Genomic DNA, 11139 nt, shown 5'->3' with positions numbered 1-11139 from the left:
CGTAAGGGAAATGGGAGCCGAGTTGAAGAATTTCTGATCGACAGTGTTGCAATTCAATACTCTGATTTATTTCATACTTTGCTAGGAGTTTGCCCTAATACTGACAATTATTTGTATCTTGTCAGTGTTTGGTCACCTAAACTACACAGATTCAATCGCAAGGAAATAGACGACGATGAAATCAATAAAAATAATCGGTGCCGTGGGTGGGGCTGTTGCGCTAGGGTTATGCTGGCCGCTTGCGGTTGGGCAAATTGGGGAATCAGTGATTAAAGATGGCCTTAACCGTTTCGAAAGCTCATCGATCACCGCGGAATTGGTAAGTTATCAGCGTGGTTATCTCTCATCACACATGCAAACCCGTTATCAAATTAGTGATCCAATCTTGGCTGCGCAGCTACAAGCCGAAGGGATCCCCAGTGAAATTTTGGTCGATAGTCAACTACAACATGGTCTGTTCGGTATTGCGGCCATCTCAACCTTGCCACAATATCCACAGTTTCCGGTGCAGATGCACTCGACTACGCATTTAAATGGCAATACTGACTACACTGTCAATTTGGAACAATGGAATTATATGTTCCAAGGCGAAGTGCCGGTCAGTGTGATGATTGAGCCGACGCAACTGACTGGCTCAGTGACCAAATTAGGGGAAATTACCTTCCAACTCAGCATGCCGAACGTCGTGTTTGATTTTGAAAATCAAGCCCAAATGGTGTTGAGCCAAATGACGCTAGAGGGACAAGGTAAAGAGAGTGATGGCTTGTGGCTCGGTGCGCAGAATTTCAGACTGGGTAAACTGGGCGTCAATCAAGCAGGCCAAACCGAATTGGATTTGGATGGTTTTGCCTACCATTTTACTTCTGCGTTGGATAAGACTCTGACTCGTTTTACGACCGCCCATCAAATGCAGATTGCTAAGCTGCAATATAGCGAGGGGGAATGGCAGGATATTGGGTTAGATTTTACGCTGGGTGATCTCGATACCGAGGCGACTAAGGCGCTATCTCAACTATATCAAAATGCTCCAGAAATGAGTGAGCAAGATATTGCACAAATTCTGCCGCAAGTTGATGCGTTGTTTCAGCAAGGTTTTTTTATTGCGATTGATAAATTTACCGCCAAAATTTCTGGTGGTCATGTCACCTCTGATTGGCGACTCGCGGTGCCAGAAGGTACACAAAATCTGCTGCAAGATCCATTAGCGGTGATCCCAGCCTTAACCGGGCAAAGCAAAACATTTGTCTCTCATCAGCTTGCCGAAAGTTTTCCTTTCATTCAGCAGGCGGTGGATCAATTGGTCATGATGGAGATGATGACTCAAAATGAGCAAGGTTATACGTTGGAAGCCGAAATTAAAGACGGTAACGTGGTGTTCCCAAGCGGAAAAACCATGCCATTAATGATGCTGATCATGCCGCTGTTGATGTCGCAAGGCTAGCTTGTTGCTAACGATGGTTTGCTGATGAAAAGAGGCCGTAAGGTCTCTTTTCGCGCTTTTTATCTGCGGGAAAAAGTGGTATTAATCACAACACTTTTCGTTAGCAGGAGCAAACAACACATGGAGCACAATACCGATACGGTTTACAACTTTAGCGCTGGCCCAGCTGCCTTGCCTAAGGCGGTCATGCTGCAGGCACAAGCGGAGTTGGTAAACTGGAATCACCTCGGTACTTCGGTGATGGAGATCAGCCATCGCAGTAAGCCATTTATTCAAGTTGCCGAACAGGCAGAGCGCGATTTGCGCGATCTTCTCAACATTCCAGACAATTACAAAGTGCTGTTTTGCCAAGGTGGCGCACGGGCGCAATTTGCTGCAGTACCGCTCAATTTATTAGGATCGGCGCAGACTGCAACCTATATTGATGCGGGTTATTGGGCAGCTAGTGCGGTCAAAGAAGCGAAAAAATACTGCTCGGTGGATGTTTTCGATGCCAAAATTGAAAAAGAGGGCAAAGTTGCGGTGTTACCGGCCAGCGAATGGCGCATTGCTGAGCAGGCTGCTTATGTGCATTTTTGTCCTAACGAAACGATTGATGGGATTGAGATTAACGATTTACCGGTAACCGATAAACCGATTGTCGCCGATATGTCATCGACCATTTTGTCTCGTGAAATCGATGTGTCGCAGTACGGTGTCATTTATGCGGGAGCGCAAAAAAATATCGGCCCGGCTGGGATCTGTATTGCGATTGTGCGTGATGATTTGTTAGATCTGGCCAGTGATTTACTACCAGGTGTGCTTAATTACAAGATTTTGGCTGAGCAAGACTCAATGTTCAATACTCCGCCAACGTTTGCTTGGTACCTTTCTGGGTTAGTGTTTCAGTGGTTGAAAGCGCAAGGTGGGGTGCGAGCGATTGAGCAAGTCAACCGTGCGAAAGCTGCACTGCTATATGACTATATCGATAGTTCGGATTTTTATCGTAATAATATTCACCCAGCGAACCGTTCGTTGATGAATGTGCCTTTCCAACTGGCGAAACCGGAATTGGACAGTACTTTCTTGGAATTGGCGCAAGCTCGTGGGCTGGTCTCGTTGAAAGGCCACCGAGTGGTGGGAGGCATGCGAGCTTCGATCTACAACGCGATGCCCTTGCAAGGTGTACAAGCCTTGGTTGATTTTATGCGTGAGTTTGCTGAGCAATATGCTTAATTTCGCATTGACGCGATCATTAAGCTAATCGATCACTCTAGCGGATGACTTGCAAAAATGATGGATCCCTAAAGGCTGATTAATCAAAGCTTTTAGGGATTTTTTTCATAAGGTTACAGGGTTTGAGTTAACTGATGGTAGCGGCCTTGCTTGGCAAGCAGATCATGGTGATGACCGTATTCCACTAACTGGCCGTGCTCAATGAGCGCAATCGCATCCATCCGCTCAAGATTAACCAGCCGGTGGGTGATCAATAGCACGGTTTTCTCGGCAAAATGCGCTTGCAGTAGCTGCATGATTTGCTGCTCAGTCTGTTTGTCTAAGCCTTCAGTTGGCTCATCGAGTAATAAAATCGGCGCATTATGCAGTAGAGCGCGAGCAATGCCGATCCGCCGTCTTTCACCACCCGAGAGTTGACGACCGCCGTCTCCCAGCCAAGTATTGAGCGCGGTGTCTTCTAGCAGTTGATCCAATCCTACTTGTTGCAGAACTTGGCTTAACTGCTCATCGCTTGCGCTGGGTTTGGCTAAGATCAGATTATCCCGCAGTGTGCCGTTGAGAATATCCACTCGCTGACTGACCACGCTGATCGCCGCGCGCAAGTCACTTTCTGACCATTGGCGAATATCGCTGCCACCGATGGTAATTTGCCCATAGTCTACATCCCAATAACGGCAAATTAACTGAATTAAAGTCGATTTACCCGAGCCAGTTTGCCCCACGATCGCCACTTTTTGCCCTGTGCTCAGGGTTAAACTTAGGTTATCGATCGTATTGGATTGCTGAGCTTGGTAAGCAAAACTCACGCTTTGCAAAGCGATATCGTACCGTCCATTGTGCGCGGCTGAGTGTGGCGCAAATTCAACTTCGGGCTTAGCGAGAATAATTTCATTCAGCCGACGAGCCGAAGTCATGGTTTGGCCTAAATGTTGGAATGCCATTGCCATTGGCATCAGTAATTCTACGCTGGCTAGTGTGGCAAACGCGACTAGTGCGATCAGTGGATCGGGCGCGCGTCCACCCACCCCATCGGCGGCTAGCCACAGCATGAGTACTAATGTCCAGCCATTCGCCAGTAGCAGTAGTGATTGAGCTAATCCTGAAATTTTTGCATTCATCGATTGATTGAGTAGCAGTTTATCTTGAATGCGTAAGATCGCTTGGCGATAGTGAGCTTCTGCACCAAAAATAGTTAATTCACTATACCCTTGCAACCAATCGAGCGTACGGATACGCAGTTCGGCTTTATGCTGAGTGAGCTGCTGGCCGTTGCGATTGCCTAAGTGGTAGAACAGCGTTGGCCATACCAGGATGATCACTAACAGCAGCGCGCCTAGCGTGATGCCGAGTTCACGATCAAACCAAGCAATAAGACTGGTGAGCGCACCAATCCCCAATACCGCGACGGTGACCGGGCTGATTAAACGTAGATAAACATGATCCATGGCATCAACATCGGCCACGATGCGATTCAGCATATCGGCATCGCGTACTGCACTTAAGCGCCCAGGGATCAGTGGGGTAAGCTTGGCAAAGAAAAATACCCGTAAATCGGTCAGCAGTTTGAAGGTCGCGTTGTGGCTAACCACACGCTCTCCCCAACGGCCTGCGGTACGCCCCATGGCAAAGCCGCGCACAAAGGCACCGGGTAACATGTAGTTAAAGGTTTCTCTGGCAATACTTAACCCTGCGACGGAGGCTGCCGATAAAAACCAGCCGGACAGGATCAACAAGCCAATCGAAGCGAGTAGGGTGAGCAGTGCGAGTAGCATACCAAGGGTTAAGCTGAAAGCATGTTTTTTATACAATTTTAGGTAAGGTAGCAATTCACGCATCGAGATCCCCTTGCGCCGCGATTTGTTGTGCTTGGTTGGCTGCGAGCAGAGTGGCAAATAAGCCGGTTTGTTGGCTTAATTGATCAAAATGACCGGTTTGCACCAGTAGGCCATGTTCCATCACTAAAATTTGCTCGACCGTATGCAGTGGCTGTAACTGGTGAGTCACCAATAAAGCGGTGTGCTGTTGAATACTGCGCTTCAGTCCACGCATCACATATTGCTCGCTACGAGCATCTAAGCTAGCGGTTGGCTCATCGAGTAGCCAGAAGCAGCCATTTTGTAACATGGCACGCGCTAAAGCCAAACGCTGGGCTTGACCTACTGATAGACCTTGTGAGCGATCACTGATGGGATAGTCTAAACCATGCTGTGCCACAAACTCGGTCGCGTAAGCGGATTGCAGCGCTTGATTCAGTTGTTGTTCAGTGATCTCCTGCTTACCGAGTGTGACATTGTCACGAATGCTGCCGTGCAGTAGTAGCGGATTTTGGCCGACCCAACTGATGGTTTGTCGCCACTGTGCATGATCTAATTCACGCAGTTCAATACCGTTGATGGTTAAGCTACCTTGGTAGGGCATAAAGCCCAAAATGGTATTGATTAAACTGGTTTTGCCTGCGCCACTTGGCCCTACCAAGGCGCTGGTTTGGCCCGCTTGTAGGGTAAAAGAGAGTGGTCCGGCTAAACGTTGACCTTGCGGGCTGAGTACGATCAGTTGATCGGCGACGATTTCAATCGCTTGCTCGGCCGCGAGCGTTTGCTGGCCACTGTGCAGTGCTGCGGCCTCAGTGTCGAGAAAATCGACAATCGATTCTGCCGCTCCGACCGCTAGCTGCTTAGCGTGGTAATAAGTGCCGAGATCACGCAGTGGCTGATAAAACTCCGGCGCTAAAATCAGCACAAACAGTCCGGCAAACAGGGTTACGCTGGCACCGTAGTAGCCAAAATTCAGCTCTCCAATATAACTAAAGCCGAAATAAACCGCAGTTAGCGCAATCGAGATTGAGGTAAAAAACTCCAGTACCGCCGAGGAGAGAAACGCGATACGCAATACATCCATGGTGCGGTGACGAAACACTTCCGATGCAGCTCGCATTTGCTCGGTTTCTGCACCAGCGCGATCAAACAGGCGGATCGTGGTGAGCGCTTGTAGACGATCGTAAAAATGGCCTGATAAGCGTTGTAGTGCTTTAAAGTTTTTACGGCTCGCTTCTGCCGCTTTGATGCCGACTAAGGCCATAAACAGCGGCACTAACGGTGCCGTGATCAGGAAAATCAATCCAGGCGCCCAATTGACCGGAAGCACGACCACCAAGATCACCAACGGTACTAGCACGGCCAGCGCCATTTGTGGTAGGTAACGCGCAAAGAAGTCGTGTAACTCTTCGACTTGCTCTAATAGCAAGCTTGCCCACGCGCCCGCTGGCTTGCCTTTAATATAAGCCGGCCCCAGTTCCCGCAGCTTATCGAGAATTAATTGACGGATATAACGACGGATCTCTTCACCGCAGCGAAAGCCAGCGATTTCACGTCCCCAAGCGCAGAGGGCACGCAGTGCAATCAGCAGTGTTAAGCCGAAAAAGTGTGGGATCAGCAACTGTTTATCGATTTGTTCAATGATCAGCTGATGCAAGATCGAGGCAAGCAACGCCGCTTGTGCCACTAGAAATAGGCTTGATAACACTCCCAATCCTATGGCGATGGCAAGCCACCGTTTAGCGCGTTGACTTTGCTGTTTGAGCCACAGATTTAAACTGCGCTGTTTTTGGTTATCCATTGGCAAGACTTTATGAGCATAATAATTGTAATGGGCGCCAGTATACAAAGAAAAGCCCGCCGGTAATACCTAGCGGGCTTGGGGAAATAAAAACCAGCCTAACGTGAACGGTTGGTTATTTGGCTTGGCTGTCTAGATAACGCTCGGCATCCAAGGCTGCCATACAACCGGTACCAGCGGAAGTGATTGCTTGGCGATAGTTATGATCCATCACATCACCGGCGGCAAACACACCTTCAATACTGGTTTGGGTGGCATTACCATTTAGACCGGATTGCACCACAATGTAACCGTTATTCATCTCAAGTTGATCGGCAAAAATTTGCGAGTTGGGTTGATGGCCGATGGCAATGAAGACCCCCATAACAGCCAAATCTTCAGTGGCATCGGATTGAGTATCTTTCAGACGCACCCCTGTAACACCCATCTCATCACCGAGCACTTCCTCTAACGTGCGATGGGTGTGCAGCACAATATTGCCGTTGGCGACTTTTTCCATCAGACGATCAATCAGGATTTTCTCGCTGCGGAAACTATCACGGCGGTGGATCAAATGGACTTCGGCGGCGATGTTAGACAGGTAAAGCGCCTCTTCAACCGCGGTATTGCCACCGCCCACCACCGCTACTTTTTGATTGCGGTAAAAGAAACCATCACAGGTGGCGCAAGCTGAAACCCCGCGGCCTTTGAACGCTTCTTCCGAGTCCAAACCAAGATATTTCGCCGATGCGCCAGTTGAGATGATCAGCGCATCACAACTGTAGGTTTGGCTATCGCCAGTTAAACGAAATGGGCGGGTAGAGAGATCGACCGATTGAATATGATCAAACACGATCTCTGTTTCAAAACGCTGTGCATGCTCTTGCATTCGTTCCATCAGACCGGGTCCGGTTAAACCCTCGGCATCACCGGGCCAGTTTTCGACTTCGGTCGTAGTGGTCAATTGACCACCTTGTTGCATACCGGTGATCAGCACCGGTTTTAAGTTAGCGCGCGCTGCGTAAACCGCGGCAGTATACCCAGCAGGGCCAGAGCCCAAAATTAGCAGTTTGCTGTGTTTCACGTTACTCATGGAGCACTCCAATAAGGACGAAAGGGCATTGGCTCATTGCTTGTTCTAGTGATAAAACATAAGCGAATGATAAGAATCGCTTTTGATTGTAGGGAATGTGGTGAGTGAAGAAAAGTGGTTTACCGAGCAAATTGGTTAGCGTCGCTGACAACTATGGATTTGATGGCGGGCTTTCGCTTGCTGTGACTTCACTTTGTTCAATAATGATAGGCTCTTTAGGGCCAAGAAACTTCGGTTGGGTATTGAGCACAAAGAGATCAAACACTGCGTAAGCGCGCGCAAACACTTCACGTAAACGCACTTTGAAGCCGGAATGGCTGCTCGGTCCAGGGACCGCGAGGCAGGATGCTTGGATATTTTGAAAGTGAGCAATAAACAGGGCTCGTTCACAATGAAAACGCTGGGTAATGATCAAAAAATTGTCGGTATCAAAAATCGCTTTAGCGCGGACTATCGAATCTAAGGTACGAAAACCGGCATAATCGAGAGAAATATGCTCATTGGGGATCCCTGCTCGCAGTAAGTCGCGTTTCATGGTCCAAGGTTCGTTGTATGAGCGATGCGCATTGTCGCCACTGAGCAAGAAATTGCTAACTTTACCTTGTTGGTAAAGCTCGATCGCGGCATCAATCCGGTGGATGTAGTACTCGTTGAGTGTTCTACCTATGTATTTACTGGTACCCAGCACCACCGCGACTTGAAAAGACGGTGCGCTTTGTGTGTCGTTAATGATGTTACTTTGCGTCTGCCAAGTAACCCAACGATCAATCGCCAATAAGCTAACCAACACCAAGCTCAACACCAATAGCAGGGTATTGCTTATTTTACGCCAAGGTAAATGGCACAATGGTGTCGCGATAGCCACGCTGATTCGGCGTAGAGTTAGATTTGACGGTTTCTTTGTGCCCATAGGCCTATCACAATAAAACAGCTTACGATAACAGTCAGCATGATACCTGAATCCAACTGCGCGAAGAGTTGCGCAAGGTAAGGGGTTGCTTTGATGATGATTAAACCGTATCCAAACGCGTTAATAAAGATAAATGCTAGGGTTCGTACCAGAAAATGTTGATTGCGCAATGTTTGACGCAAAAATGCATTCATCTCACCGCCAAACATGACTAACCCACAAGCGATCAGTGCTGTGGCAATTTCATTCAAGTAAGGCAGCAGAATTTGGCCGGCGGGCGATAAAAAATCAAAAAGTTGCATGGTTTCCACTTATTGGATGGTTGTTACAGCCCCTGTTACTCGGGGCTGTTCGGTTTCGCTTAGAAGGCCGTGCGCTTATAACGGCGATAAGCCGGTTGCCAGAAGTGCTGCTCAATGGATGCCTCTAGCGCTTCGTCGGTAATTTCTGGTGCCATACCTTGCTCTATGGCTTTTTTGGCTACCGCGAAAGCAATTTTTTTCGATACAGAATGGATCGATTCCAACGGCGGTAATAATGGCCCATGGCCATAGATCGCCATCGGCGAGCTGCTGGCTAACGCTCGACTGGATTCCATCAGCATTTCATCGGTAACTCGGCGTGCATTGGCCGCTAACACCCCAAGGCCGATGCCTGGAAAAATATAGCTATTGTTGCATTGTACAATGGGGTAGGTTTTACCGTCGTGTAATACGGGATCAAATGGGCTCCCCGTGGCGACTAAAGCCTCACCATTGGTCCAGCGAATGATATCGCTTGGCAGCGCTTCGACTCGACTGGTTGGGTTCGACAGTGGAAAGATAATCGGTCGTGGGCAGTGCTGATGCATCTCTTTGATGATCTCTTCACTAAATAGCCCCGGTGCGCCAGAAACGCCGATCAATACGGTCGGTTTGGCATTGCGGATCACATCATGCAGTGAGTAGCCACTTTGTTCGGTACTCCAATGTTGGGTGCTGGCTTTTTTCTGGACCAAACGCTGTTGGAAATCGAGCAGATTGGGCATACCTTCTTCGAGTAGTCCCCAGCGGTCGACCATATACACTTGTGAACGTGCTTGTTGATCGCTGATGCCTTCCGAGACCATTTGCGCAATGATCGCTTCGGCAATCCCACAACCGGCAGAGCCAGCACCTAAAAAGGTGATCCGCTGCTGCGAGAGTTGACTTCCAGCGGCTTGACAAGCCGCTAATAAAGAGCCGACCGTTACCGCCGCGGTACCTTGAATATCATCGTTAAAACAGCACACGCGATTTTTATAACGCTCAAGCAGTGGCATGGCATTTTTCTGGGCGAAATCTTCAAATTGAATTAAAGCATCAGGCCAGCGACGCTGCACCGCCTGGATAAACTCATCAACAAACTGGTCGTAGTCTGGCCCTGTGATCCGCGGATGACGCCAGCCCATGTACATTGGATCCGCCAGACGCTGTGGATTATTGGTTCCGGCATCTAACACCACTGGCAAAGTGTAAGCGGGACTAATTCCACCACAGGCGGTGTATAACGACAGCTTACCAATCGGAATCCCCATCCCGCCTATGCCTTGGTCACCAAGGCCAAGGATGCGTTCACCATCGGTAACCACAATCACTTTGACATTATGGTTGGCAGCATTATTGAGTAGGTCATCGATGCGATCACGATTCGCATAAGAGATAAATAGCCCACGACCACGGCGATAAATATTAGAAAAATTTTCACACGCTGCGCCGACAGTAGGGGTATAGATGATCGGCATCATTTCTGAAATATGGTTTTGTACCAGGCGATAGAATAGGGTTTCGTTGGTGTCTTGAATATTGCGCAAGTAAATATGTTTATCCATATCGCTTTCAAAGCCACGATACTGCTGATAAGCGCGCACCACTTGTTCTTGGATGGTTTCGGTGGCTTCGGGCAATAAGCCCTCGAGGTTAAATGAAGCACGTTCTTCTGCGCTAAAAGCGCTGCCTTTGTTAAGCAACGGAGTACTGAGCAGAGCTGGGCCAGCATAGGGGATATAGAGTGGACGTTTATCGTTATTCATAGTCGACCTGTTGATAGGGTAGCAGAGACCGCAAAAGAATACCGATTTGCGAGCTGAATTGTAAGTGGACAATCGGATGGCTGTTTTTGATTATTATGCTTCTGTGCACGAGTACATAATTTGCCATATTTATGGTTCAATTATTCATCAATCGTTTAGCGATAATATGATGAACATGGATTATTGCTTTCTGGGGAAAAGATTTCATTTGAGTATGGAAATATTAATCAACTAAGCACATATCATATAAAATATGTATCTCTAGTGTTATTAATTTGGTTTTTATATAGCCTTTTAATTTGTTTTTAAAGTATAAAAGACCTTTTTTATATATCGTATTGCTATATAAAAAAGATTAGTTAATAGTGTGTTGGGTTGCCAATTGTGTCGGAGAACAGAATGGAAAAGGCAAGGATCAGCGCTGTGTTTGATTATACCGCCTTCTTAGGGGTGTCATGCAGCCAAAAATGGACTTTTGCTGAAGCAATTAGCTTATTGGCCTCGGTGTTTGGCCGCGATTGGTCAAAAACGATGGGGCAAGATCATGGCCTTGAGCCGCAAAGTCCTCAAGATCGGCTATGGGATATTGCGTTAAAGCAGCTCTCTACCCGACGCAGTGATGAATCAAATGTGATCACTTTGGTTAAATTAGCCAAACAGCAAGGGATTGAAGAGCTGACGTTAGTAATGCCTTATGCTCTCGATGAGCAGCAGTTAACTATGATTCAATCCAAAAGTGCGGCCTGTATTGAAGCCACCAATCAAGATGAATTGTTAATTAAATGGTAAATGAAATTAGCCAGTTAATTGTGAGAGGGTGAGCAAGCAAAGGGGCA

The 11139-nt window shown here is 47.9% G+C and carries 9 protein-coding genes; 3 read left to right on the top strand and 6 right to left on the bottom strand.

Features of this window, described 5'->3' with window-relative positions:
* Positions 1 to 175: 175 nt before the first annotated feature.
* Both PUN32_RS04820 and serC read left to right on the top strand, forming a co-directional pair.
* The gene (locus PUN32_RS04820; RefSeq protein ID WP_274722025.1) at positions 176 to 1441 is read left to right on the top strand and encodes a DUF945 family protein; all 1266 of its coding nucleotides are present in this window, start codon (positions 176 to 178) and stop codon (positions 1439 to 1441) included.
* Between the two features lie 120 nt (positions 1442 to 1561).
* The gene (serC, locus tag PUN32_RS04815; protein WP_274722024.1) at positions 1562 to 2656 is read left to right on the top strand and encodes a 3-phosphoserine/phosphohydroxythreonine transaminase; all 1095 of its coding nucleotides are present in this window, start codon (positions 1562 to 1564) and stop codon (positions 2654 to 2656) included.
* A 113-nt stretch (positions 2657 to 2769) separates the two neighbouring features.
* Here serC and cydC read toward each other — a convergent pair whose 3' ends face one another.
* The 6 genes from cydC to PUN32_RS04785 all read right to left on the bottom strand — a co-directional run bounded on the left by cydC (position 2770) and on the right by PUN32_RS04785 (position 10303).
* The gene (gene cydC, locus PUN32_RS04810) at positions 2770 to 4491 is read right to left on the bottom strand and encodes a heme ABC transporter ATP-binding protein/permease CydC (protein WP_274722023.1); all 1722 of its coding nucleotides are present in this window, start codon (positions 4489 to 4491) and stop codon (positions 2770 to 2772) included.
* Positions 4484 to 6271, bottom strand: a complete 1788-nt coding sequence (cydD, locus tag PUN32_RS04805; RefSeq protein ID WP_274722022.1) for a heme ABC transporter permease/ATP-binding protein CydD — start codon at positions 6269 to 6271, stop codon at positions 4484 to 4486. The genes cydC and cydD overlap by 8 nt, the downstream gene beginning before the upstream one ends.
* Before the next feature lie 115 nt (positions 6272 to 6386).
* Positions 6387 to 7343: a thioredoxin-disulfide reductase gene (gene trxB, locus PUN32_RS04800; protein ID WP_274722021.1), complete on the bottom strand. Its 957-nt coding sequence runs from the start codon at positions 7341 to 7343 to the stop codon at positions 6387 to 6389.
* Between the two features lie 151 nt (positions 7344 to 7494).
* Complete coding sequence (locus PUN32_RS04795; protein WP_274722020.1) at positions 7495 to 8253, bottom strand: SanA/YdcF family protein; 759 nt, start codon at positions 8251 to 8253, stop codon at positions 7495 to 7497.
* On the bottom strand, positions 8226 to 8555 hold the full coding sequence (locus PUN32_RS04790; RefSeq protein ID WP_274722019.1) for a DUF3392 domain-containing protein: 330 nt from the start codon (positions 8553 to 8555) through the stop codon (positions 8226 to 8228). The genes PUN32_RS04795 and PUN32_RS04790 overlap by 28 nt, the downstream gene beginning before the upstream one ends.
* A 59-nt stretch (positions 8556 to 8614) precedes the next feature.
* The gene (locus PUN32_RS04785; RefSeq protein ID WP_274722018.1) at positions 8615 to 10303 is read right to left on the bottom strand and encodes an NAD-dependent malic enzyme; all 1689 of its coding nucleotides are present in this window, start codon (positions 10301 to 10303) and stop codon (positions 8615 to 8617) included.
* 423 nt (positions 10304 to 10726) lie between these two features.
* Between PUN32_RS04785 and PUN32_RS04780 the strand changes: the two genes are divergently transcribed.
* Complete coding sequence (locus tag PUN32_RS04780; RefSeq protein WP_274722108.1) at positions 10727 to 11092, top strand: transporter; 366 nt, start codon at positions 10727 to 10729, stop codon at positions 11090 to 11092.
* Positions 11093 to 11139 lie beyond the last annotated feature (47 nt).

Source organism: Vibrio chanodichtyis, from assembly GCF_028863985.1.
GTDB classification, from domain to species: domain Bacteria; phylum Pseudomonadota; class Gammaproteobacteria; order Enterobacterales; family Vibrionaceae; genus Vibrio; species Vibrio chanodichtyis.
The sequence above is the reverse complement of the archived record's forward strand: the minus strand, read 5'-3'. Positions and strand labels throughout refer to the sequence as shown.

What these genes read in the sequence shown, in the direction of transcription:
- PUN32_RS04820 (WP_274722025.1), top strand. Translation starts at nt 176, where the DNA reads ATGAAATCAATAAAAATAATCGGTGCCGTGGGTGGGGCTGTTGCGCTA.
- serC (WP_274722024.1), top strand. Translation starts at nt 1,562, where the DNA reads ATGGAGCACAATACCGATACGGTTTACAACTTTAGCGCTGGCCCAGCT.
- cydC (WP_274722023.1), bottom strand. Translation starts at nt 4,491, where the DNA reads ATGCGTGAATTGCTACCTTACCTAAAATTGTATAAAAAACATGCTTTC.
- cydD (WP_274722022.1), bottom strand. Translation starts at nt 6,271, where the DNA reads ATGGATAACCAAAAACAGCGCAGTTTAAATCTGTGGCTCAAACAGCAA.
- trxB (WP_274722021.1), bottom strand. Translation starts at nt 7,343, where the DNA reads ATGAGTAACGTGAAACACAGCAAACTGCTAATTTTGGGCTCTGGCCCT.
- PUN32_RS04795 (WP_274722020.1), bottom strand. Translation starts at nt 8,253, where the DNA reads ATGGGCACAAAGAAACCGTCAAATCTAACTCTACGCCGAATCAGCGTG.
- PUN32_RS04790 (WP_274722019.1), bottom strand. Translation starts at nt 8,555, where the DNA reads ATGCAACTTTTTGATTTTTTATCGCCCGCCGGCCAAATTCTGCTGCCT.
- PUN32_RS04785 (WP_274722018.1), bottom strand. Translation starts at nt 10,303, where the DNA reads ATGAATAACGATAAACGTCCACTCTATATCCCCTATGCTGGCCCAGCT.